Source organism: Cloacibacterium sp. Arc13 (assembly GCF_041431305.1).
Classification (GTDB): domain Bacteria; phylum Bacteroidota; class Bacteroidia; order Flavobacteriales; family Weeksellaceae; genus Cloacibacterium; species Cloacibacterium caeni_B.
In genome coordinates this window covers 50912-74495 of sequence record NZ_JASMRM010000015.1, presented here as the reverse complement: position 1 = coordinate 74495, position 23584 = coordinate 50912, and the positions used below count along the sequence as shown (strand labels likewise).

Sequence of the window (23584 nt, the reverse complement as noted above, 5' to 3'; positions counted from 1 at the left end):
TTTTTTTGTTGTACAACCTCAAAGATACTTTGAGTTACTTTAATTCCTTCTTATTTTTTTATTTAGGACGCTATTGACTGAAATTAATAAAATTAAAAAAGTAAAAAAACTTAATAAAAGTTTTGCTGCTTTTTCAAGAAGTAAATTTTTCCTCATATCTTCAATTTAATCTTAACGTAAATAAGTCCCAATAGTATTCAAAAAAAGACAAATGTTTGTTAACAAAATATTAAGTTAACTTTACGGCTTTCTTATTTTCTCTAAAATAAATTTTTGAAAATCAATAGACTAGGGGTAACAAATGTAAAAAATTTTTTTTGAATCTCCCAAAAAAAAATTATGATTTTTTAACATTTCGCTGCAACTCCCTTTAGCATTGAGTTCATTAAGTGACTTGCATAAAAAAATGTTAGACTTTTCAGTCTAACATTTCTATGATTTCCTCATATTCAAATCCTTTTCCTAAGAGATAGGTGATTGTTTTGCTTTTTTTTTGGTAAGCGGCACCTGCGGGAAGTTTATCGTAATAATCTCTATAGATTTCTAAAATTTTAGCTTTGTAATCTTGCTCGTTTATTTCATCCATACATTTACGAATTAATTTCTCGGTAATGCCTTTCATTTTTAGGTGATTGGCTATTTTTTTCTTACCCCAAGATTTTATATAAAACTTACCTCTGATATAACTTCTGGTGAACCGCTCTTCATTAATGTAATTTTCGGCAATCAGAAATAAGAGAATTTCTTCTTTGGCTTCCGGAATGAGTAAAAATTCTTTTAACTTCTGTTCTACTTCTTGATGAGAACGATCTTGATAAACGCAATAATTGGCTATTTTTTGCTTAATTTCAGAAAAAGTGTAAGATTTTTGTTTCATTATGGTTAAAAAATGTCTTTGCCTTAATTTAACTGCCAAAAAAAGAGAAACCTCACCGAAACCTTCCATTCTGTTTTCTAGAAATGAAATAATAACAATGAAATCTCCCTGTTCTATTAATATTTAAAAAGAGGTTGATCACTCATCAGTTCATTAACCTGCGAACGAACTTTTGCAATTAGCGCTTCATCTTTGATATTGGTTACCACTTCATTGATTAAATCTGCAATAGTCTCCATGTCTTTTTCTCCTAAACCTCTCGTGGTAATGGCAGCGGTTCCTAATCTGATTCCAGAAGTGATGAACGGTGACTTATCGTCATAAGGTACCATATTTTTATTACACGTAATATCTGCTTTTACTAAAGCTTTTTCGGTTTCTTTACCGTTTACATTTTTATTTCTAAGGTCTACCAACATCAGGTGATTATCTGTGCCTCCACTAACAATGTCAAAACCTCTGTCTATCATTGCTTGAGACAATGCTCTAGCGTTTGCTACCACTTGTTTGGTGTAGGTTTCAAATTTCTGGTCGATGGCTTCTGCATAGGCAACTGCTTTTGCAGCAATCACGTGTTCTAGTGGCCCACCTTGAGTTCCTGGAAATACTGCTCCATCTAATACGGCACTCATCATTTTGGTTTCGCCTTTTGGTGTTTTGTGACCGTAAGTATTTTCGAAATCTTTGCCCATCATGATCATTCCTCCTCTTGGTCCGCGAAGGGTTTTATGGGTAGTGGTGGTTACTACATGGCAATGTTCGAATGGTGAGTTCAATAATCCTTTGGCTACCAAACCTGCAGGGTGTGCAATATCTGCCCACAATGTAGCGCCTACCTCATCTGCTATTTCTCTAAATTTGGCATAATCTAAATCTCTAGAATAGGCAGAGAAACCTGCAATCAGCATTTTTGGTTTTTCTCGCAATGCTACTTCACGCATTTGTTTATAATCAATCAACCCCGTTTCTTTTTCAACTCCGTAAAATACAGGACGGAAATTAATTCCCGAAAAATTTACATGAGAACCGTGTGTCAAATGACCTCCCATTGATAAATCCATTCCCATTACGGTATCTCCAGGTTTTAATACCGAAAGATAAATGGCAGCATTAGCTTGTGAACCAGAATGCGGCTGTACGTTGGCATATTCTACGCCGAAAAGTTGTTTTGCTCTTTCAATGGCCAGTGTTTCTACTTCGTCTACCACTTCACAACCTCCGTAGTATCTCTTTCCTGGGTAACCTTCTGCATATTTATTCGTTAAGACACTTCCCATGGCTTTCATCACATTTTCAGAAACAAAATTTTCTGATGCAATCAGCTCTATACCATTGGTTTGTCTTTCTCTTTCTCTTTCAATTAGTTCAAAAATGATGTCTTTACTCATATTAGATTTAAATTTTGCTCAAAAATAAGAAATTATGCAGATATTTGCAGATAACTTTACATTAATAATTATGGGAAAGAAAAAATATAAAAAACAGTTGCTTAAATCTCTGAAATCTTTAGGGAAATCTGAACATCTTTTGTTGGAAAGCATGACCAATTTGATGCTTCTAGGAGAATTGAAGAAAAACAATATTGAGTTTAAAGATGGAGATACCTTTACTTTTAAAGACAATATCTTTGATTACAGCGAAGACAAAAACATCAGAAAAATGGCAAAACTTCGTCATAAAATGATGAAAACCATGAATAAACTGGTGGAGAAAAATAATTTCAAGGATAAGGAAATTAAGTTTTTATCGTAAAAATAAAAAAGCAATCTACATGAAAGATTGCTTTTTTTATTGAAAGATTGATGTATTCCATTTTTTTTAAAACGCAAAGTTTTTTTTATCCTTTCAACGTGTTTTTAAGAGAGCTAAGAAGCGAATAAATTCGCAAAAGCTTATGCTTTACTTAAATTTCAGATTCATTATCATAATGCTTTCTGGTTTACTTCTAAATCTCATCTATGATTCTTTATTAAAACAACGTTTTGGTTTCAGCCATTACAGGAACGTGAATTTCTGCTCCGAATGTTGCGTTAATTTTCTCAATGAAATAAGCCGACAACAACGGTGAGGCCAATTCTACGTTTTGATGAACGAAAAAATACAGATTTTTCAGGCCTTCTTCTTTCCATAGTTTTATTCGTTCTAACCAATCATCTAATCTTGCGTAATCACTGTCTGCATTGGCGCCAACATATCTTACAAAAGCGGTATCCGAAGTGAGTCTCATGTGCAACATGTCTCTTCTACCTGCCGTATCTACGATGATATTCGCGATGTTGTTTTCTTCTAATAATTGAGAGAATTTTTCAAAATTTTCTTCTTCAAACCACTCTGCACTGCGCACTTCTATCGCCAATGGAACTTCTTTTGGCCACTCTTTTACAAATTTTTCTACCCTGTCAAAATCTTTAGGTTTGAAATTATCATGCAACTGCAAGAACACCATCCCCAACTGGTCTCCGAAATTCAAAACTGAAGTAGCGTAATCCGTCACTACATCAGTTACATTAATCAGTCTTCTAAAATGTGAAACGGTATTGGTGATTTTTGGAAAAAACTTAAAATTAGGCGGCGTTTTTTCTTTCCATGTGAGCACTTGTTCTGGACTCGGCAAAGAATAAAAGGTAGCATTCAGTTCAATAGAATTGAATTGAGTAGCGTAGTATTTCAACTCATCTTTGGTTCCTTTTGGGTAAAATCCTTTCAGGTCGGTTTTGTTCCATTTGGCACAACCGATGTAGATGTTAAAATCGTTTCCTTTAGATTTTTCTAAAATTTCTTGGGTTTTAGGATGATCTTTTGGAAGAGTGAAGTCTATTTGTGATGGGTCTGCAACTTGTCCGAATTTCATTTTTTTAGTTTTTAGGGATTAGGAAAAAGGGATTGGTTTCAAAGGTAAAAATTTCTTGTAGATTTTTTGTTTTTAAACCGCAAAAGAGACAAAAGATTTTATTTCTAGATTTTCAAAAGTCAAAAAAAGTTGAATGTCTTTTTTAACACAGAGAGCACAGAGAATTCACAGAGAACACAAAGATTGCATTTTACGTTTGTCATTCCGTAGGAATCTAAAAGAATTTATGATTTTGATAAAATTAAAAATCTCTCGCTGATTGCGCAGATTGCACAGATTTTTAACACAGAGAGCACAGAGAATTCACAAAGAACACAAAGATTAAGCATAACGTTTGTCATTCCGTAGGAATCTAAAAGAATTTATGATTTTATAGAGTTAAAAGTTTCTCACGGATTCCACAGATTGCACAGATTTTTAACACAGAGAGCACAGAGAATTCACAAAGAACACAAGGATTGAATTTTATGTTTGTCTTTGCGAGGAGTAAAACGGAATGAAGCCACGAAGTTGTCTGTTATTTTTTTAATAAATTTTACTTTTGGCTTGAACCAAAAGTAACAAAAGTTCAAGACTGGAAACTTCGGCTAAAATTTAATCATACATTCTAAAATCCATGAAACTCTCTCGTCATTCTGACGAGTTCAAACAGCAGGAATTTTTTAACGAATATATGATTAAATTTCTTAACGCCTTCGTTCCCTAGGTCATAAAAAAACCGCAGAAAAATTTCTGCGGTTTGTATATTGTAAATCAAAAATTATAAATCGTAAATCGAACTACGCTTCACAACTTGAACACGTTACAAAATTCACCATGAGTTCTTTAGAAACAGATTGTGAACGCTGGTAGTATAAGGTTTTAACGCCTAGTTTCCATGCTTCAATCATCAGATTGTTAACATCTTTAATCGCTAATGAAGCTGGGATATTCAAGTTCAATGATTGCGCTTGGTCGATGTACTGTTGGCGTTGTGCTGCTTGTGTAATAATTTCCATTGGGGAAATTTCCTTAAATGTTTTGAACACATCTTTTTCGGTCTGTGTCAGTTGTGTCATGTGTTGTACTGAACCGTGATTTAGCATAATTTCTCTCCAAACATCTTCGTTGTCTAAGCCTTTTTCTTCAAGAAGTTTTGCTAAATATTTGTTCTTTCTCATGAAATTTCCTTTTGCCAAACCTGCTTTGTAGTAATTCGATGCAAAAGGTTCAATTCCTGGGGAAGTTTGCCCTAAAATTGCTGATGAAGAAGTGGTAGGTGCGATTGCCATCGTAGTAGTATTACGCATTCCGTAGCCTTTCAACATTTCTGGTTCGCCATAAATATTGGCTAATTCTTTTGATGCTTGAATGGATTGCTCTTGAATTTGTTTGAACGCTCTAGCGTTGAACATTTTCGCTTCCATACTTTCAAAAGGAATCATGTTTTTTTGCAAATAAGAGTGGTATCCTAAAACTCCCAAACCTAATGCTCTATGTCTCAAAGCAAATTTACGAGCAGAAGATAAGTAGTAGTTTCCTTCAGTTTTTTCTATAAATTCTGACAATACTGCATCTAAGAAATAGATGGCTAATTTCACTGCGTTGGTATCTTTCCATTCGTCATACAATTCTAAGTTCATGGAAGAAAGACAGCAGATAAAACTTTCGTCTGCCGTAGAAGGCAACATGATTTCTGAACATAAGTTACTTGCATTGATTACCGCTCCAGAATCTTTGTATACTTGAGGTTTATTACGGTTTACATTATCGGTAAAGAAAATATAAGGAAGTCCTTTTTTCTGACGAGATTCTAACACTTTTGCCCAAACTTTACGTTTCTCCATGTCTCCATCAATCATGTCTTGCATCCAATAATCTGGAACGCAAACTCCCATAAACAAGTTCTGAATTGGGCTACCAATTTCTTTTATGTTTAAGAATTCTTCAATATCTCCGTGGTCTATATCTAGGTATGCTGCAAAAGCTCCTCTTCTAACTCCTCCTTGAGAAACCACATCCATCGCGGTATCAAATAATTTCATGAAAGAAACCGCTCCTGAAGATTTACCATTATCAGTAACTGCAGTTCCTCTATGACGCAGTTCACCAAAATAACCAGAAGTTCCTCCTCCGATTTTGGTCTGCATAATCACTTCTCCTAATTTATGGGTAATGCCTTCGATATGGTCTGGAACGTGAACATTAAAACAAGAAATAGGCAAACCTCTTTGAGTTCCCATATTGGCCCAAACTGGAGAAGAAAAAGAAATCCAACCTTTGGTAATCATTTCCTTAAAAGCAGGAATGAGTTCTGGCTTGTACAAGCGTTTTGCTGCCGCTGTAGTAATTCTGTCAATAGCTCCTTCTACGGTTTCTCCCTTCAAAAGGTAACCTCTGTTTAGCATTTGCTCAGACTCTTCATTTAACCACCAAATATCTAATTTTTCTTCCATATCGTTTAAATTTTTTCACAAAAAAAGAATTCTAAATCTGCATTTAAAATTCAAGATTATTATTTATAGCAGAAAATTCTGCAATTTTTATATTTTAAAAACTATTATTTATTTTTCATCGGGCTTTACCCGATGCTGTTGCATGTTGCCACTTCGTGGCTAAGCCATTTGAATTTTTGATTGGGTAAAATTCTATTGAATTTTTTCAATTTAAAAAGGGCTTACTTCGGCTTAGCTCAGCATAAAAAAGCACTTTCCTATTGATTTTTTACGTTCTCTATCTTGAAAACAATTGACGCTCGCTTCGCTCGCGCTCAAGACTTCCATCTTCCAGCATCCAACTCCCCGCAAACAATTAGAATAAATCGTTCGCAGTGATGCTCTTATCGTGCTTGGTGTAATCTACTGGTCTTTTTGCAAAGAAGTCATCTAATGAATTGGCAAAAACTTCTTCCTCGAACCACGTCATTGGTCTGTATTGTTCAGGGGTTACGCTGTAACGGGTTTTCATGCCAATTTTTTTCAAAGAATCATCTACTCTGTATTTCATAAAGTTCAGCAAGTCTTCTTTTGAAAACATATCTATCTCTCCCGCTTCGAAAATCCAGTCTAGAATTTTCGCTTCCAGTTCTACAGAACGGTCTACTAAACCATAAATATCTTCGATGTCTGCATCGGTCAATAATTCTGGTTGTTCTTCGCGGATTTTATTGATTAAATAGATTCCAGCATTGGCGTGAATTTGCTCATCTACAGAAGTCCAAGCGATGATATTAGATACATTTTTCATGTACCCTTTGAATCTTGTAAAAGATAAAATCGTGGCAAACTGACTGAATAGCGAAACGTTTTCTATTAAAATAGAGAATAATAACAGTGAAGAAACGTACTCTTTATGATTGGTAGATTTCGCATTGGCTAAAACCGTGTTCAAATAGTCTATTCTCTCTCTGATGGCAGGAATTTCAATCACATTATTGAATTCATCATTATAGCCTAATACTTCCAATAATCTAGAATAAGCCTCACTGTGACGAAATTCGCATTCTGCAAAAGTAGCACCCAGACCATTGAGTTCTGGTTTTGGCATGTGGTTGTACAGATTTCCCCAGAAGGTTTTTACAGAAACTTCAATTTGAGCAATCGCTAAAAGCGCATGTTTTACCGCATTTTGTTCGTACGGCTGAAGATTAGAATGGAAATCTTGTACATCAGCTGTAAAATCTATTTCTGAGTGTACCCAAAAAGATTTATTAATAGCATCAACAAATTGTAGTACTTCTGGATATTCAAAAGGTTTATAACTGATTCGTTTGTCAAAAATTCCCATAGCTTACTGCGTTTTTTTATTAATTATCTGATTAAGTTTGTTTACAAAAATAGAAATTGAAGTTATAAATCAAAAATGAAAACGCCTCATTCATGTTAAATTTTTGGTTTTTAGGGGCAAAAGTTTTCCACAATTACATAGAAGTTTGATGAATAAAGCCTTTGCGTGCACTTGGTACTTAAATAGGGCTTTTACGAGGTATCATTCATTAAACAATTACTTAAAAATTCTTTATTTAAAGCTATTTACAATTAAACAAAACTTTTTAAAATTTTTGCTCTTTTTTTCTTGTAACAAGTTCCTAAAATTTACTACTTATTGCAAAAAAGCCCATGCTAGTCATCAAGGATTTACATAAGTCTTACGATATCGGTCATAATAAGTTGCACGTATTGAAGGGAATTAACCTAGAAATCGGCGAAGGAGAGTTCGTTTCGATTATGGGAAGTTCTGGTTCTGGAAAGTCTACTTTACTCAATATCATTGGTATTTTAGATGAAAAAGACAGTGGAATCTATGAATTAGATGGCATTCCTATAGAACATCTCACCGAAACCAAAGCGGCAGAATACAGAAGTAAATTCTTGGGATTTGTTTTCCAATCGTTCAATTTAATTGGGTATAAAACGGCATTAGAAAATGTGGCGCTTCCACTCTATTATCAAGATGTTCCTAGAAAAGAGCGAAACCAGCGCGCGATGGAATATTTAGAAAAAGTAGGTTTAGCACAATGGGCGAATCACTTGCCTAATGAACTTTCTGGTGGACAAAAACAGCGTGTAGCGATTGCAAGAGCTTTAATTACTAATCCTAAAGTGATTTTGGCGGATGAACCCACTGGAGCACTCGATTCTCAGACCACTCATGATATTATGAAACTTCTTCAAGATATTAATAATGAAGGGAAAACCATCATTGTAGTTACCCACGAACCAGATGTAGCGGCTCAAACCAAGAGAAATGTACATTTGAGAGATGGTATCATTGAAACGGATGAGTATATACAGCAGGTGGTTTTGTAAGGTGGTGATAAGGTGATGAAGTTATGTAGTTATGTGGAGGAAAAAATACAGTAAGTGAATGGTGAATTTTTTCAACAAAGTTGAAAAATGAATGGTAAATTTTTAAAAAAATTGACAATTGACTGCAAAGCAAATTGATTTTGCAAGGCAATAAATTAAAAAAATAATATGTTTGATATAGACCGTTGGCAAGAAATTTTCAGTTCTATTCGCAGTAATGTATTGCGAACGGTGCTCTCTGGCTTTACCGTAGCGCTGGGTTTATATATTTTTATTGTTCTCTTTGGAATTGGAAAAGGATTGCAAAACGCTTTCCAAGAAGGATTTACCAGAGATGCACAGAATCTTATTTCCATTTTTACTGGAAAAACCACCATTGCTTATGAAGGCTTACAAGCTGACAGACAAGTAACCCTCAATAATAGTGACTATAATGCTATTGTAGATGCGCATCCTGAAAAAGTGCAATATTCTACTCCACGATATTCTACCAATCTTAATGTAAAATATGGAAAAGAAAGTGGTTTCTACCAAATCAGTGGAGCCAATGATGAAGAAGTAAAAATAGAGAACCGACAATTACTCAACGGAAGATTTATCTCTCCAAAAGATATTGACGAAAAACAAAATGTAGCCGTAATCGGTAGAATGGTACAGCGTGACCTCATCAAAAATGGAGATCCTGTAGGAAAAGAACTCGAGATTAACGGTAGTGTTTTCAAAGTGATTGGCGTTTTTTCTGATGATGGTGGTGATTGGGATGAACGTATGATTTCTATACCGATTTCTACGCTTCAGCAAATGAAAAAAGGTTCTGATACGGTGAGTACCGTGTACATTGCTTATGACGAAAAACTAAATCCTGAACAAGCCCTCGCTTACAGTGACCAACTGAAAAAAGAATTAAAAGCTAGAAAAAAAGTTTCTCCAGATGATGAAAATGCCGTGGTCGTAAGAAACCGAGCAGAAGGTTTGAAAGATTCTTTCCAATTTTTATTTGTCATTACCATGATTGTAGGATTCATTGGTCTCGGAACTTTATTGGCAGGAATTATTGGGATTAGCAATATCATGGTGTATATCGTAAAAGAAAGAACTCAAGAAATTGGAGTAAGAAAAGCCATCGGTGCTAAACCGAGAAGCATTGTCACTTTGATTATTCAAGAAAGTATTGTGATTACCGTAATTTCTGGATTAATCGGCGTTGCTTTAGGCGTTTTGACTTTGAAATTAATTGGCAATAGTTTAGAAGAATATTTCATTAAAGACCCAAGTGTTGGTTGGCTATTGATTACTGCAGCCTTCCTCAGTTTGGTAATGTCTGGATTGCTTGCTGGATTTGTCCCTGCATACAGAGCGAGTAAAATAAAACCCATAGAAGCATTGAGAGCGGAGTAATGGAGGTGAATTAATTTGTGAATTTTTTCCTTTGGAAAATGAATGGTGAATTTTTTCAATTGAAATTTTTATAAACTTATAACCATAAATATGTTTTTAAACTTAAACCATTATAATTTAGATGTATACAAGGCAGCAAAAGAATTGAGAAAACAATGTTACAAGACCATAAGATTTTTGCCTGATGCAGAAAAATATAATTTAATTGATCAAATAAGAAGAGCATCAACTTCTATTGTTTTGAATATTTCAGAAGGCTCCTCTAGAAAGTCAAAAATAGAAAGAAACAGGTTTTATGAAATAGCAAGAGGCTCAATCATCGAAATTGATTCTTGTTGTGAAATCATTTTAGAAGAGAAATATTTAGAACAAGAAGATTTAACAGTCTTAGGAAAGAATATTAAAACAACTTTTATATTATTATCAAAATTAATGAATAGTTAAAAAGTGAATCGTGAATTTAAAATTCATTCGTAGAAATTCACCTTAAGGAATTCACTTTTGCAAAGCAAAAAATTGACAACAATATGAACATCATATTCAAAAAAGATACGTGGCAAGAAATTTATTATTCACTTAAAAATAATAAACTTCGTACTTTCCTCACCATGATTGGTGTAGGTTGGGGTATGTTTTTATTTGTTAGTTTATTGGGAGCTGCAAAAGGTATGGAAAATGGTTTTGACAAATTATTTTCTGGATTTGCAACCAATTCTATTTTTATGTGGGCACAGAATACTACTATTCCGTATAATGGTTTCCCAAAAGGCAGACAACTGAGTTTGCACCTTCCAGATATGGATTTATTGGAAAAGAAAATCCCACAGATTGATTACATTTCGCCCCAAAACTCCAGAGGAAATTTTGGAAATCCTGGTGAACAAATGAACCGCAACGGAAAATCTACTACGTATACGCTTACTGGAGATTATCCTGCAGGAAATAAAATTTCTGAAAAGAAATTAATCTTCGGAAGATACCTTAATGATGCAGATGTTACTGCCAGTAAAAATGTAGTAGTCATCGGCGAAGAAATTTATAAAAACTTCTTTGACGCCAAGAAAAATGAAAATCCTATTGGGAAATCTATCAATATCAAAGGTATTTTCTTTAACGTTATCGGTGTTTATAAAGTAGCCAAAGCTGGTGGACCAATGGATGATGATACCACAGCATACATTCCGCTTTCTACTTATACTAAAATGTACAATGATGGAGACAAAGTAGGCTTTTTTGCCATCGTGAGTAAACCAGAAGCCAATCTGGAAACCGTAGAAGAACAAGCCAAACTAGAACTTAAAAAGAAAAACAACGTTTCTCCTGAAGACACCAATGCTTTTGGAAGTTTCAACTTGGGGAAAATGTTCGGGAAAATGTATGGATTTTTAACAGGAATGCAATTGCTCACCATTATTGTTGGAGCACTCACCATTTTGGCGGGTGTGATTGCGATTTCTAACATTTTATTGATTACCGTAAAAGAAAGAACCAAAGAAATAGGCATCCGAAGAGCTTTGGGAGCGAAGCCTTCTGAAGTAAGAAACCAGATTTTGCTAGAAAGTGTGGTGATCACTTTGACTTCGGGATTATTAGGATTTATTTTCGGGATTTTCCTTTTGATGATTATCAATGCGATGACTCAAAACCAAGATGCTTTCCCATTTTATAATCCTACGGTAAATTATTCACACGTTTTTGCAGCGATGGCGGTGATGACGATTTTAGGACTTCTCATCGGGATGATTCCTGCACAAAGAGCCGTGAAAATTAAGCCGATAGAAGCTTTAAGAAGCGAATAATACATGTGAATTTGCCATTGTGATTTTTTTTCTTTTGGAAAAGTGAATGGTGAATTAAAAAATAAATTAAACTTGATAACAATTAAATATTTCATATAAAATGAAAAACTTAACCTTCAAAAAAGTAGTTTATATTCTCTTAGGTTTGCTTTTTGCAGCTGGACTTCTGATGGGAATAAGTTACCTGATTAAATCTAATTCTCAAGAAAGCGAAGCTTTTCTCACCAGAAAACCATTCGTGCAAAATCTTGATGATAAAGTAATGGCTACTGGTAAAATAGTTCCGAGAGAAGAAGTAGAAATTAAGCCGAATATGTCTGGGATTATAGACAAAATCTTGGTAAAAGAAGGCGACCATGTTTCTGCGGGAGAACTTATTGCTACCCTTAAAATTGTGCCGAGCGTTCCTCAGGTAAATGCTGCTCAACAAGAAGTGCAAAATGCAAATCTTCAAATTAACAATGCTAAAATTAATTTGGCGAATCAGCAACAACAATTTGCGATGCAACAACGTTTGTACACACAAGGCGTAATTTCTAAACAAGAGTTTCTTACTGCTCAACAGCAATTGCAATCGATGCAAAACCAGTTGAAAAATGCGCAACAACAATTGCAAACCGCTCAGAAAAATCTACAAATCGCTAGAACTGGTGTTGCCGAAGGTTTACAAAGTCTTGCTACTACTCAAATTCGTTCTAAAGCCACTGGAACGGTACTAGAAGTTCCTGTAAAAGTTGGTTATCAGGTAATTGAAGCCAATCAGTTTAACGCTGGAACTACTATTTGTAGTGTTGCAGACCTTAACTCTCTTATTTTTGAAGGAAAAATAGACGAAGCTCAAGCTGGAAAAATTAAGGAAGGCATGGAGATGAACATCGTCATCGGTGCTTTACAAAATAAAACTTTCCCAGGAAGAGTAACCATGATTGCTCCAAAAGGAAAAGATGAAAACGGAACCATCAAATTCCCGATTGAAGGAGACGTTTTTAACCCGAGTAATGAATACATCAGAGCTGGATTTTCTGCCAATGGCGAAATTGTATTGAGCTCTCAGAAAAATGCTTTGCTTCTAGACGAAAGTCTTATTCAATATGAAAAACAAAATGGTAAAGATGTTCCTTTTGTAGAAGTAAAACAAAAAGACGGAAAATTCAAAAAAGTGACCATAAAACTGGGTGCATCTGATGGAATTAATGTTCAAATTCTTTCAGGAATTACTAAAGATTCTGAAGTAAAAGTTTGGAACCCATCTGATAAAGACAAAGAAGAACTCAAAGAGAAGAAAAAATAAAACTGCCTAATCATACAAATGAAAAATGAAAGACTCCAACATTATTTGTTGGAGTTTTTCTTTTGAGTCTTATTTTTAGGTTTTCCTATTTTAGATTTCACCAATTCTATTCTTTCATTTAAAAAATCGATGTAGTTTTTATTGGGCGCTACTTTCTTTGCTTTTTCAAGAGCTTTCATTGCCTTTTTTAATTGTCCTTGCTTTTCAAAGAAGATGGCTTTTCTGTAGCGTATTCTAGATTGATCAATTCCTTTAATTTTTTTAGCATAATCTATCAGTTTTTTGGCTTCTTCATAATCTTCATTATTCAGCAAACAATCTATATAAAACAGCGGTGTAGAAACAGAATCTAGTTTCACTTGCATGGCTTCTTCGAAGTAAGATTTTGCCGTTTCATAATCTTGCAAAACTTCAGAATACACCCTTCCTAAAAGACAAAGACTCTCTGCATTATGGTCATCATAAGACAAAGCATAATTAAGCGCTTGCATGGTTTCCTCTAGGTTATAGGGAAAATTATCTAAGGCTTGAAAATAGTATTTGTTTGTTGTCATTTTTTTACATTTTAAAAATTTTCTTGGGATTTCCTCTTTCCAATTGAAGATGATTCATCCACTGATTTTGTTTTTGTGCCGAAGATTTTTTGGCATTTATTTCTAAAATCTTCAATTTTAATCTTTGTACTGCGATTTTTTTATTTTCCAGTTGAGAACGAGAATCCATCGCTACCACTTGAATTTTTGTAGGCAAATGTGTCACGCGAACTGCGGAATTTACTTTGTTCACGTTTTGTCCACCATTTCCAGAACTTCTCATGGTTTGAAATTCCAGTTCTTTTTCGTGAATTTCAAGTTCAAAGAAATTTTCGATTTCAAAAACGCCAATGAACCAATTTTTACGTTGATGATGGGGTCTGAATTTACTTTTCCCAATGAATTGAATACTTCCTTTCCAAGAATTTAGAAATTCTGGATTCTCCTCTACTTCAAAAGTAATCGACTGGAAACCTGAAACTTCACCTTCTATCATTTCTACCACTTTGTAGTCCAATTTTAGAATTTCTATTTCTTTTTTCATCAGGTTAAAGGTTTCTTGTACAAAAAACTCGCATTCTACAGGTCCTTTTCCTGAGGTGATTTGTATTATTTGTTTCATTTTATTTGTTGTTTGTTGATGGTTGTTCGTTGATGGTTTATGATTTTTAACCAAAAACTATCAACTAAAAACTGACAACCATTACTTGTCCATTCTCACGATTCTCGGTTGGAAAGTTCCCAGAATATCTACCAAATCTTGTTGAGCATTCATCACCTGATTGATGTCTTTGTACATCATGGGCGCTTCTTCTAAACTCCCACCGATTAAGGTTACTTTATGCTTTTTTAATTCTTCTTTCATCTCTTTTTGGGTGAAAGCATTTTTGGCAAAATTTCTAGCATGTTTTCTTCCTGCTCCGTGAGAAGCCGAATGAAGAGAAGCTGCATTTCCCCTGCCTTTTACAATGTACCCTTTGCTGGTCATAGAACCTGGGATAATTCCCAATTGTCCTTCTGAAGCTGGTGTTGCTCCTTTTCTGTGAACAATCAGTTCTTCTCCGTCCACATTTTCTTTCCACGCAAAATTGTGATGATTTTCTATTCTGGCTTTCAACCTTCCGCCAACTGCTTTTATCAAGCGTCTGTGAATATCGGCATGACAAGCAGCAGCGTAATCTCCCGCCAAATTCATTGCAATCCAATATTCTTGTCCGAGATGTGTGTCTACATCTAGCCAAGCCAAATGTTGTGCTTCTTTTGGAAGCGGACAGTTTTCTACTGCCACTCTCGTGTAATATTGCGCAATCTCTGCTCCGAAGCCTCTGGAACCACTGTGCGAAAGAATTCCCACGTATTTTCCTTTGGGCAAACCAATTTTTTCATCATCTTCTAGAATTTCTACCTCTCCGAATTCTACAAAATGGTTTCCACCACCTGAAGTTCCCAATTGTTTGATGGCTTTTGATTTTAATCTTCTCAAAATGGGCATTAGGTTAAATGTTTCATCATCAAAAATTTCATTTTCTATGTGCGTTTTATGCACTTCGTACATTCCGAATTTGGTATGTTCGGCTAATGCTTTTTCGTATTTGTCTTTTGCTCCATCCAAGTAAGAAACTGGAGTATCTAAAATACTCAAACACATTCTACAACCAATATCCAAGCCCACTCCATAAGGAATTACAGCATTTTTGGTTGCCAAAACTCCACCAATTGGCAGACCATATCCGAAATGTGCATCTGGCATTAATGCACCTTTTACCGAAACCGGAAGTTTGAGCGATGTATAAAACTGATTGACTGCATCTTCTGAAATTTCCTCTCCGAAAATTTCAAATGAAACTCTGTTGTTCAAGAGCATTCTTTTTTCTGTTTTTTGGCTCGTTAAAAGTTCTTCTGCAATTTGTCCTAGCATTAGATTGCTTTTAAATTCTTCTGGTTGAAGTAAAATTTTCTTCAAAATATTTTTCACGTAAGCGGTATTCTTATTGGCAAAATTTTTCTTTGCCACTTCTAAAGCTACCGTCACGGATTTATTATTAGGATATCCCAATTTCAGGATATCTTTTCCTTTTAGTTTTAAATTTCCCATTGTTTTATAATTGATAAAAATGTTGGATGACTGATTACAGGAATCATCATCTTAAAAACTCTGGATGTATTCTAAAAAATTACATCGAGAATATGCCAACAAAAAAATTGATGGTAAGCCTGCATTCAAGAAAATTTCGGGGAAATTTATAGAACCTTGTATCAAAATAAAACCCGAAATTTTACAACTTCGGGTTTCTATATTTCATTATTGATTACAATTCTAGCCGAAAACGAAAACACCGAAGCGTACCACAGAAAGTGGTAATCCTACTGAAGATAAATTGTGAAATTTGAACATTTTGCTTCGTTTTTTTAATTGTTAAACTTTGTTTTCGGGTGCAAATATAAAAGGATTTTTTTGGAATTCGCAAAAAATCTTTGAAAAAATATTTTGAAAGCCAGCAAATTAGCTTTTTTTCTTCCTCGTAAGAAGCACGATATTCAAGAATAAAACCAATAAAGTAAGAGAGACAAAAATGCTTTGATTTACGTTTTCGAGTTTATTCTTTTCTATCACTTTTTCGGCGATGTCTGATAGTTTTTGACTTTGGTTTAAAAAGGTTCTCACCTCTATTTTTTGGTCTTCTTCTTTGTTCTGAACACTGTGTTGGGAGAAGTAAACCAATTTATTTTTGACATTGTAAGCAGCCACCCAAAATTCATTAGAATTGCTCATTACAAAATAGTCTATTTGGTAATGATGGGTTCTTACTTTGCCTAAATGTTTGGTGAGAAATTTATTTTGGTCTTTGTCGATAACTTTTATGGCATAAATATCGAGCGGTTGGTTCACTCTATTGATGACCTGAATCGACATGGATTTTTCTAAAAAATTGCTAAAACTCTTTTGAAAAAACCAATATCCGAAAAATGCTAAACCTAAAATTACAATAAAAAATCTGATATTTTTAGCCCATCTCGCTCTGGCTCCTGTTTTAAATAAACTTAAAATAAGAGCTAGAATTAAGAGGAAAAGTAAAACAAAATTGAGACTATTCATTCTAACAAAGATATTGTTTTTGGTTGACTTTTGAAAAAATCAGAAATTCCTAAAATTCCACATTCCATTCTTTATAAAATTCATCAAGAAATTGCAACATAAAATCGTGTCTTTCTGACGCGATTCTTTTTGCGGTTTCGGTATTCATTAAATCCTTGAGCAACAATAATTTTTCATAAAAATGGTTGATGGTGGTTCCGTTTGATTTTTTGTACTCTTCTTTGTTCATGCCAAGATTCGGCTTGATTTCTGGATGATACATCAAATTATTTTTAAATCCACCAAAATTGAAAGTTCTTGCAATCCCAATTGCACCAATCGCATCAAGACGGTCTGCATCTTGCACAATTTGTAATTCTAAAGGAGGATTTTCTGGAGCTTCTGCTCTATTTTTGAAGGAAATATTTTTAATGACAAACAACACTTGCTCTATTAATTCAGCGTCAACTTGAATTTCTTCAAGAAAATCTTTAGAAATTTTGAGCGCCAAAGTTTCATCACCGTTGTGAAACTTAGGGTCTGCAATATCGTGCAACAAAGCCGAAAGTTCTATTACTTCTAGATTTCCGCCTTCTTGTTCGGCAATTTTTTTAGAGAGTTTCCAGACGCGTTCTATGTGAAACCAATCGTGTCCCGCTTCTGCGCCTTCTAGTTTTTCTTTAACAAAATTTATGGTAAGGGTAAGGTGATTTTTCATGTTCCAAAACTACGAAAACCAATCGAAAACAATGCTCCAAAGTTTACTGTGTTTTGCTCTAAAAAAATTAATGTGCCCTATTTCTTCTCCATTGCTTTCGTTAGGATGCACGGTTCTGTAAATAGGTTTCATATTGACATACGTTTCGTTCATGAGCAGTTTCATTCCCGTTTCTGTAATCCAATCATCATCTTGCATATTGAGATATAAGACTTCTTGATGTAGATTTTTAGAGAAATTTTCCGTTTTTTCGAGCAGTCGATTCACTGATTTTCGGTTCATGATGAGGGTTCGCCAATCATCTGAAACACCTTTGGGTAAAGATTCGCCTAAATTCACAAAATACGTCTTGAAATACCCTTTTACTCGAGTAAGCACTGGTTGATACAGACCAAAACCCAATAATCCTAACATTTTAATTCTTGGAGAAAGATGTCCAAAATAGGTATTTTGAGTGGCCACGAAACAAAATTTTTCAAAAATTTCTGAACCTTTGTTCATTCCGAGGATTAAAGCACCTACAGAATGACCAATTAGAAATTTTCGGTGATTTGGATAATGCTCTTTTATAAAATCTGTAACGGCTTTATAATCTGTATTTCCCCAAGTTCTCATGCTCGCTTTAAAACCTTTGAGCTGGTCTGGTTTAGAAAGCGCCACTCCTCTGTAATCATAGGTAATAACCACAAAACCCAAATTTGCAAAATGCTGTGCAAAAGAGTAATACGTTTGTTGTTTCACGCCAGTTGCAGAATTCACCAACAGTAGTTTCCCATTCGCATTTTCTGGCTCAAAGAGAGTTGCGGTGATGGGATATTGGTCTTTAGTATGGATGGTAATGGTATTCTTCATAAGAGAAAATCTGTTGAAAATCTGTTTCCAAAAATATCTAAAAAAAGAAGAGAATTCCAAAAATTTGAAATTCTCTGCATATTATTCTTTGGTTAAAATTACAAACCGAAATCTTTTAATTTGGGCAATCCTGTTTGAGAACCTCTTTTTTGTGCTACTTTTAGCGAAACATCATTCCCGAATTTCACACAATCATCTATCTCATTTCCATGACATAACGCGATGGAAAATCCCGAAGTAAAAGCATCTCCCATTCCCATTTTATTGGGCATGTCTTCTGGGTCGTTCCTGTGATATTTCATCTCCGAACCATTGTGATAAATGGTAGAATTGGCATCGTCTCTTACAAAAAGTTTGTTGGGGTATTTTCTCAGAATTTTTTCTCTAGATTCTTCCCCAAAAATGATGGAAAGTTCATTGCTTTTGGCCACGATAAAAGAGGCATAATCTAAAATCTCTTCTGAAATTCTGGTAGCTGGAGAAGCATAAATTCCCAGTTTTTTGTTGTATTTTTTGGCAAATTCATACGTTTTTTCTACCACATTCATCGGAATTTCTAACTGAGTTAGTACTAAATCTGCTGTAGAAAAAAATCTTTCTGCGCTCTCTAAATGCTTTGGTTCTAGGCAATAATTGGCTGAAGGAACTACTACGATGGCGTTTTTACCGTGCGCTGCAGTTACATAAGCTGTTCCTGTAGCGTGGTCTAAATCTTCGTGTACAAAACCTACGTTTACATTTTCATCTACTAAATTTCTAAGAATTTGTTGACCATAAGGATCCATTCCTACGCAACCAATAAAAAATGTACTTGCACCTAATCTCGCTGTTCCTACTGCTTGATTGGCTCCTTTTCCTCCAAAAAAAGTTTCAGATTTTTGGGCGATTACCGTTTCATTGGGTTCTGGGTGATATTGCGTATTGAGGACTAAATCGATAGAAGAACTTCCTACAACTATAATTTTGGGCTGTTCTGCGCTTACTTTCATTGAAGTTAAATTTTTAGAAATTTTGAAATAGGTTTAAAATTTCAGCGTTTGGTCTACAACAAAATTAGTCTTTTTTTGTTTCGATAAGAGTAATTATTCAGATTTTATTTCAATAAACTCCGTTATAATTTTAACCGGTTGATTTTCTGCACCAAAACCAATATAGCTTGCATAGAAACCTTCTCCATATCCTGTTTCGAAAGCAAAAATATTTCCTGGTTTTTCTTCGTCTGGTTTTAGGAAAGCAAATTGGTCAATCGCTCCATTTTCATCAAAGAAATGACCGTGGAAAAACTCTTCGTAAATTCCCATAAAATCTGCTCCTTTTCTATGGAACAGTCTATTTTCTAGATGATTAAGACTATCCTGAGTTTCTGCATCCATAAAACAACCCATACCCGATTCTACAGGATACCCAAAAATTTCTTCTCCTTGTAAATCTTCTATATGCTGACCTTCTGTAGTTGCCATTTTAAAGGTTGTTGCCTCCTCATTTTGAAACACTACCTCTACATAAGCAATACAATTGCTGTCTCTTTCTTTGTGTACAAAAACAGGAAAATCACCTACAGGAAAATGAATCACAAATTCCTTCATGTCATGGGTAATCAATGGGTCACAAGCGACTAACTTTCCACTAGGAAGATGAATTTTTCCTGCCTCGAAAGTTTCTAGCATTGGATTTTCTACAAAATTTTTAGAAAAAAGTTTTGATATGTTTTCTAAGTGTGACATGATTTTTTGACTTATAAATTAGGTGAAAGTTTAAGGATTGTCAGGCTGAGCGGAGTCGAAGCCTTTTTTTATTTTATCTTTTTCAAAATTATTTGAATGAGTTTCATTTTTACATATAGATAATTTTGGTAATAAACTCCAATTATCTTTAATAATGGCTTCTTTCTTTTTTCTACTCCAACCTTTGACTCGTTTTTCAAATGAAATGGCTTGTTCTACGTCATTAAATTCAGTATAAAAAACTAATTCTATTGGTCTTCTGGTATGGGTATAGCTTTCAGGATAATAACCTGATTGGTGCTTTACAAGTCTTCCTTCTAAATCACTGGTAATCCCTGTATAATATGAATTATCAGAACATTTTAATATGTAAACAAAATATTGCTTCATACCAACAAGGCTTCGACTCCGCTCAGCCTGACAAAAATAAATCTTGAAAATTTACATTTTTAATTACAATGTTTTTAATTTTTCTTCTAAAATTGCAATTTTATCTTGCGCATCTTTTTGTTTTTTGCGCTCATTTTCTACTACTTGAGCAGGAGCACCTGCAACAAATTTTTCGTTAGATAATTTCTTTTCTACCGAAATTAAGAATCCTTTTAAGTATTTTAGTTCTTCTTCTGTTTTTGCTTTTTCTTCGCCTAAATCAAGGTTTTCACTCAATGGAATAGAAACTTCTGTAGCTCCTACTAAGAAAGTGAAACTTGGTTTATCGGTTTTATTTCCGAAATTAATTTCAGAGATGTTGGCTAATTTTTTCACCACCGCTTCATTTTCAAAAGCAACAGCATTGGTAAATAATTCTACAGCTTCTCTAGGCGAAATCCCTTTGCTTTGACGGTAGTTTCTAACGCCAGAAATCAATTCTTTAGCCGTTTCGAAGGCTCTTATATTTTCTTCGCTGAAAGGTTCTGCTTTTTTCTGTTGAGCAATTACCAAAGCTTCTTCTGTGCTTCTTTCTGCAATTGCCTGATACAATTCTTCCGTTAAAAATGGCATGAAAGGATGCAATAATCTCATTAATTCTTCGAAGTAAGCAATGGTTTTATCATAAACTTCTTGAGAAATTCCTTCTCCATAATTGGGTTTAATGGCTTCTAAGTACCACGCACAGAAATCGTCCCAAATCAGTTTATAAATCAAATGCAACGCATCAGAAATTCTGAATTTTGAGAATTGGTCATTGATTTCGGCAATGGTTTTATTCATTTGATTTCCGAACCATTCTATTGTTTGCAAATCTGCTTCATTTGCTGGTTTGTCTTCTTTTTTCCAACCTTGGATTAAACGGAAAGCGTTCCAGATTTTAGTCGCGAAGTTTCTTCCTTGCAACATTAAATCTTCATCAAAAAGAAGGTCATTTCCAGCTGCTGAACTCAATAAAATCCCTACTCTTACTCCATCTGCACCATATTTTTCAATCAATTCTATTGGGTCTGGAGAATTTCCGAGTGATTTAGACATTTTTCTGCGTTGCTTGTCCCTTACAATTCCTGTAAAATATACATTTTTGAAAGGAACTTCACCACGGAATTCTAATCCCGCCATAATCATTCTGGCTACCCAGAAGAAAATAATATCTGGACCAGTTACCAAGTCAGAAGTCGGATAATAATACTTGATGTCTTCATTGTTTTCGTCTAACATTCCATCAAAAACGGACATAGGCCATAACCAAGAAGAGAACCATGTATCGAGTGCGTCTTCGTCTTGTTTTAAGTTGTCAGTTGTTAGTTGTTGGTTGTTGGTTTTTTCTTTGGCTAAAACCAAAGCTTCTTCTATGTTTTCGGCAACTACATAATCCTCACTTCCTTCTCCATAATAATACGCTGGGATTTGTTGGCCCCACCACAATTGACGAGAAATATTCCAATCGCGGATGTTTTCCATCCAATGTCTGTACGTATTTTTAAATTTTTCTGGGTGGAACTTCACCTCATCATTCATTACTACATCCAAAGCTGGCTTCGCAATTTCAGACATTTTCAGGAACCATTGTTGAGAGATTTTTGGTTCAATCACAGCTCCAGTTCTCTCAGAAGTTCCTACTTTATTTACATAATCTTCGGCTTTTATCAAAAGATTATTTTCTTCTAATTCTTTTGCAATCAGTTTTCTAACCTCGAATCTATCTTTTCCGTTGTAATGCAAACCGTGTTCATTCAGTTTACCATCGTCATCTAAAGAATCAATCATTGGCAAATTATGCTTTTGCCCTATTTCGTAGTCATTGATATCATGTGCAGGAGTGATTTTCAATGCTCCAGTTCCGAATTCCATGTCTACATATTCATCTTCAATAATTGGAATGACTCTATTTACAATCGGAACGATTACATTTTTGCCTTTCAGATGCGCATATTTTTCATCGTTAGGATTTACACAAACCGCTACGTCACCGAAAATAGTTTCTGGACGAGTTGTAGCTACAGAAATAAACTCTTCAGAACCTTCAATTTTATATTTAAGGTACCAAAGTTTCCCATTGAGTTCTTTATAAATTACCTCTTCATCAGAAATATTGGTTTTGGCTTCTGGATCCCAGTTCACCATTCTATAACCTCTGTAAATCAAACCTTTATTGTATAAATCAACGAAAGATTTGATGACTTGAGCAGATAGTTTCGGTTCCATTGTGAAACGCGTTCTGTCCCAATCACAAGAACAACCTAATTTCTTTAACTGTTCAAGTATTGTTCCTCCATATTTATGCGTCCAATCCCAAGCGTGAACTAAAAATTCATCTCGGGTAATATCAGACTTATTAATTCCTTCAGATTTCAGTTTTGCCACCACTTTAGCTTCAGTAGCGATAGAAGCGTGGTCTGTTCCCGGAACCCAAAGTGCATTAAACCCTTGCATTCTGGCTCTTCTGACCAAAACATCTTGAATGGTATTATTTAACATGTGTCCCATGTGAAGAATTCCCGTCACGTTTGGTGGCGGAATTACAATCGTGTAAGGAGGTCTGTTATCTGGAGTAGAATGAAAATAATTGTTTTCTAACCAGTAATTGTACCACTTCTGTTCTGATTCCTGAGGATTATATTTTTCTGAAATTTGCATAAAATTTTAAATAAAAATGAGTTTGGCTTGTAATTTGCAAAAATACGATAAAATGTGAATTTTTAAATGGTTAAAGCTCTTCTTTTTGAGAATTTTGGAATATGAATCAGACAAAGTAAAATAAAAAGAAGAATTTGGATTTAATTACAGAATTTATTTATAATTTTGAACTTTAATTTACAACAAAAAACTTTCTAAATATGAAAAAATTTATGGGCGGTTTGTTGCTTATCGGAGGTTTTGTTTTCTCTTCTGCACAAACTATTTCTTTTGAAAAAACAACTATTGATTATGGTACTGTTCCTGTAAATGCAGATGGAAACAGAGTTTTTACTTTTAAAAATACTGGTAACAAGCCTTTAATCCTTTCTAACGTACAGCCAGGCTGTGGTTGCACCGCTTCTGAATGGCCAAAAGAGCCAGTGATGCCAGGTAAATCTGCACAGATTAAAGTTCATTATAACACTGCAAATGCTGCACCTTTCAAAAAATCTATCGATGTATTTTCTAACGACCCCGTAAACGGAAGAGTGGTTCTATACATCCAAGGAACGGTAGATGCTAATGCTAAAGCTGAAGAAAAAACTTTAGCTCCTAAAAAATAATTCT

The 23584-nt window shown here is 34.5% G+C and carries 22 protein-coding genes; 7 read left to right on the top strand and 15 right to left on the bottom strand.

Annotation, left to right across the window (positions count from 1 at the left end; translation table 11 throughout):
- Positions 1-418: 418 nt before the first annotated feature.
- The gene (locus QO190_RS10980; protein ID WP_185117744.1) at positions 419-877 is read right to left on the bottom strand and encodes a regulatory protein RecX; all 459 of its coding nucleotides are present in this window, start codon (positions 875-877) and stop codon (positions 419-421) included.
- A gap of 116 nt (positions 878-993) precedes the next feature.
- Entirely contained in the window at positions 994-2265 is a 1272-nt protein-coding gene (gene glyA / locus QO190_RS10975) for a serine hydroxymethyltransferase (RefSeq protein WP_371463061.1), read from the bottom strand.
- Between the two features lie 34 nt (positions 2266-2299).
- Here glyA and QO190_RS10970 point away from each other — a divergent pair, with 34 nt between their 5' ends.
- Complete coding sequence (locus tag QO190_RS10970; RefSeq protein WP_133159982.1) at positions 2300-2629, top strand: hypothetical protein; 330 nt, start codon at positions 2300-2302, stop codon at positions 2627-2629.
- Between the two features lie 217 nt (positions 2630-2846).
- On the opposite strand, the gene QO190_RS10965 is transcribed toward QO190_RS10970, so the two are convergent.
- The 3 genes from QO190_RS10965 to QO190_RS10955 all read right to left on the bottom strand — a co-directional run bounded on the left by QO190_RS10965 (position 2847) and on the right by QO190_RS10955 (position 7493).
- Entirely contained in the window at positions 2847-3728 is an 882-nt protein-coding gene (locus QO190_RS10965) for a DUF72 domain-containing protein (RefSeq protein WP_371463063.1), read from the bottom strand.
- Between the two features lie 779 nt (positions 3729-4507).
- Positions 4508-6163 (bottom strand): ribonucleoside-diphosphate reductase subunit alpha, encoded by a 1656-nt coding sequence (locus QO190_RS10960; RefSeq protein ID WP_371463065.1) that lies wholly within the window; start codon positions 6161-6163, stop codon positions 4508-4510.
- Between the two features lie 355 nt (positions 6164-6518).
- Positions 6519-7493 (bottom strand): ribonucleotide-diphosphate reductase subunit beta, encoded by a 975-nt coding sequence (locus QO190_RS10955; protein WP_371463067.1) that lies wholly within the window; start codon positions 7491-7493, stop codon positions 6519-6521.
- 332 nt (positions 7494-7825) lie between these two features.
- Here QO190_RS10955 and QO190_RS10950 point away from each other — a divergent pair, with 332 nt between their 5' ends.
- The 5 genes from QO190_RS10950 (at position 7826) to QO190_RS10930 (ending at position 13003) form a co-directional block, all read left to right on the top strand.
- Positions 7826-8515 carry an ABC transporter ATP-binding protein gene (locus QO190_RS10950; RefSeq protein ID WP_371463068.1) on the top strand — a complete coding sequence of 230 codons (690 nt, stop codon included), beginning with the start codon at positions 7826-7828 and terminating at the stop codon, positions 8513-8515.
- A 168-nt stretch (positions 8516-8683) separates the two neighbouring features.
- Positions 8684-9913: an ABC transporter permease gene (locus QO190_RS10945; RefSeq protein WP_371463070.1), complete on the top strand. Its 1230-nt coding sequence runs from the start codon at positions 8684-8686 to the stop codon at positions 9911-9913.
- A 90-nt stretch (positions 9914-10003) separates the two neighbouring features.
- Positions 10004-10357, top strand: coding sequence for a four helix bundle protein (locus tag QO190_RS10940; protein ID WP_213188452.1), 354 nt, complete (start codon positions 10004-10006; stop codon positions 10355-10357).
- 83 nt (positions 10358-10440) lie between these two features.
- Positions 10441-11712 carry an ABC transporter permease gene (locus tag QO190_RS10935; RefSeq protein WP_371463072.1) on the top strand — a complete coding sequence of 424 codons (1272 nt, stop codon included), beginning with the start codon at positions 10441-10443 and terminating at the stop codon, positions 11710-11712.
- 100 nt (positions 11713-11812) lie between these two features.
- Positions 11813-13003, top strand: coding sequence for an efflux RND transporter periplasmic adaptor subunit (locus QO190_RS10930; RefSeq protein ID WP_371463074.1), 1191 nt, complete (start codon positions 11813-11815; stop codon positions 13001-13003).
- Between the two features lie 41 nt (positions 13004-13044).
- On the opposite strand, the gene QO190_RS10925 is transcribed toward QO190_RS10930, so the two are convergent.
- From QO190_RS10925 to QO190_RS10880, 10 genes are all read right to left on the bottom strand, one after another.
- A complete protein-coding gene (locus QO190_RS10925) occupies positions 13045-13557 on the bottom strand; it encodes a tetratricopeptide repeat protein (RefSeq protein ID WP_371463076.1) in 513 nt (170 codons plus the stop codon).
- A gap of 4 nt (positions 13558-13561) precedes the next feature.
- Complete coding sequence (gene prfH, locus QO190_RS10920) at positions 13562-14158, bottom strand: peptide chain release factor H (protein WP_371463078.1); 597 nt, start codon at positions 14156-14158, stop codon at positions 13562-13564.
- 81 nt (positions 14159-14239) lie between these two features.
- Positions 14240-15631: an RtcB family protein gene (locus QO190_RS10915; RefSeq protein ID WP_371463079.1), complete on the bottom strand. Its 1392-nt coding sequence runs from the start codon at positions 15629-15631 to the stop codon at positions 14240-14242.
- A gap of 408 nt (positions 15632-16039) precedes the next feature.
- Positions 16040-16633, bottom strand: a complete 594-nt coding sequence (locus tag QO190_RS10910) for a hypothetical protein (protein ID WP_371463081.1) — start codon at positions 16631-16633, stop codon at positions 16040-16042.
- Positions 16634-16682: 49 nt separating this feature from the next.
- Positions 16683-17330, bottom strand: coding sequence for an HD domain-containing protein (locus QO190_RS10905; RefSeq protein ID WP_371463082.1), 648 nt, complete (start codon positions 17328-17330; stop codon positions 16683-16685).
- Positions 17331-17339: 9 nt separating this feature from the next.
- Positions 17340-18182, bottom strand: a complete 843-nt coding sequence (locus tag QO190_RS10900; RefSeq protein ID WP_371463083.1) for an alpha/beta fold hydrolase — start codon at positions 18180-18182, stop codon at positions 17340-17342.
- A 98-nt stretch (positions 18183-18280) separates the two neighbouring features.
- Positions 18281-19171: a ribokinase gene (locus QO190_RS10895; protein WP_371463085.1), complete on the bottom strand. Its 891-nt coding sequence runs from the start codon at positions 19169-19171 to the stop codon at positions 18281-18283.
- A gap of 93 nt (positions 19172-19264) precedes the next feature.
- Positions 19265-19906, bottom strand: a complete 642-nt coding sequence (locus tag QO190_RS10890; RefSeq protein WP_371463087.1) for a DUF4241 domain-containing protein — start codon at positions 19904-19906, stop codon at positions 19265-19267.
- 30 nt (positions 19907-19936) lie between these two features.
- Positions 19937-20296: a GIY-YIG nuclease family protein gene (locus QO190_RS10885; RefSeq protein WP_371463089.1), complete on the bottom strand. Its 360-nt coding sequence runs from the start codon at positions 20294-20296 to the stop codon at positions 19937-19939.
- A 63-nt stretch (positions 20297-20359) separates the two neighbouring features.
- Positions 20360-22975 carry a valine--tRNA ligase gene (locus QO190_RS10880; protein ID WP_371463091.1) on the bottom strand — a complete coding sequence of 872 codons (2616 nt, stop codon included), beginning with the start codon at positions 22973-22975 and terminating at the stop codon, positions 20360-20362.
- A gap of 200 nt (positions 22976-23175) precedes the next feature.
- On the opposite strand from QO190_RS10880, the gene QO190_RS10875 reads away from it, so the two are divergent.
- Positions 23176-23580 carry a DUF1573 domain-containing protein gene (locus QO190_RS10875; protein WP_371463093.1) on the top strand — a complete coding sequence of 135 codons (405 nt, stop codon included), beginning with the start codon at positions 23176-23178 and terminating at the stop codon, positions 23578-23580.
- Positions 23581-23584: the final 4 nt, after the last annotated feature.

Coding starts and splice junctions, on each gene's coding strand:
- glyA (WP_371463061.1), bottom strand. CDS start 2,265: ATGAGTAAAGACATCATTTTTGAACTAATTGAAAGAGAAAGAGAAAGA.
- QO190_RS10895 (WP_371463085.1), bottom strand. CDS start 19,171: ATGAAAGTAAGCGCAGAACAGCCCAAAATTATAGTTGTAGGAAGTTCT.
- QO190_RS10900 (WP_371463083.1), bottom strand. CDS start 18,182: ATGAAGAATACCATTACCATCCATACTAAAGACCAATATCCCATCACC.
- QO190_RS10950 (WP_371463068.1), top strand. CDS start 7,826: ATGCTAGTCATCAAGGATTTACATAAGTCTTACGATATCGGTCATAAT.
- prfH (WP_371463078.1), bottom strand. CDS start 14,158: ATGAAACAAATAATACAAATCACCTCAGGAAAAGGACCTGTAGAATGC.
- QO190_RS10945 (WP_371463070.1), top strand. CDS start 8,684: ATGTTTGATATAGACCGTTGGCAAGAAATTTTCAGTTCTATTCGCAGT.
- QO190_RS10925 (WP_371463076.1), bottom strand. CDS start 13,557: ATGACAACAAACAAATACTATTTTCAAGCCTTAGATAATTTTCCCTAT.
- QO190_RS10935 (WP_371463072.1), top strand. CDS start 10,441: ATGAACATCATATTCAAAAAAGATACGTGGCAAGAAATTTATTATTCA.
- QO190_RS10940 (WP_213188452.1), top strand. CDS start 10,004: ATGTTTTTAAACTTAAACCATTATAATTTAGATGTATACAAGGCAGCA.
- QO190_RS10930 (WP_371463074.1), top strand. CDS start 11,813: ATGAAAAACTTAACCTTCAAAAAAGTAGTTTATATTCTCTTAGGTTTG.
- QO190_RS10880 (WP_371463091.1), bottom strand. CDS start 22,975: ATGCAAATTTCAGAAAAATATAATCCTCAGGAATCAGAACAGAAGTGG.
- QO190_RS10965 (WP_371463063.1), bottom strand. CDS start 3,728: ATGAAATTCGGACAAGTTGCAGACCCATCACAAATAGACTTCACTCTT.
- QO190_RS10890 (WP_371463087.1), bottom strand. CDS start 19,906: ATGTCACACTTAGAAAACATATCAAAACTTTTTTCTAAAAATTTTGTA.
- QO190_RS10875 (WP_371463093.1), top strand. CDS start 23,176: ATGAAAAAATTTATGGGCGGTTTGTTGCTTATCGGAGGTTTTGTTTTC.
- QO190_RS10960 (WP_371463065.1), bottom strand. CDS start 6,163: ATGGAAGAAAAATTAGATATTTGGTGGTTAAATGAAGAGTCTGAGCAA.
- QO190_RS10980 (WP_185117744.1), bottom strand. CDS start 877: ATGAAACAAAAATCTTACACTTTTTCTGAAATTAAGCAAAAAATAGCC.
- QO190_RS10915 (WP_371463079.1), bottom strand. CDS start 15,631: ATGGGAAATTTAAAACTAAAAGGAAAAGATATCCTGAAATTGGGATAT.
- QO190_RS10955 (WP_371463067.1), bottom strand. CDS start 7,493: ATGGGAATTTTTGACAAACGAATCAGTTATAAACCTTTTGAATATCCA.
- QO190_RS10885 (WP_371463089.1), bottom strand. CDS start 20,296: ATGAAGCAATATTTTGTTTACATATTAAAATGTTCTGATAATTCATAT.
- QO190_RS10970 (WP_133159982.1), top strand. CDS start 2,300: ATGCAGATATTTGCAGATAACTTTACATTAATAATTATGGGAAAGAAA.
- QO190_RS10905 (WP_371463082.1), bottom strand. CDS start 17,330: ATGAAAAATCACCTTACCCTTACCATAAATTTTGTTAAAGAAAAACTA.
- QO190_RS10910 (WP_371463081.1), bottom strand. CDS start 16,633: ATGAATAGTCTCAATTTTGTTTTACTTTTCCTCTTAATTCTAGCTCTT.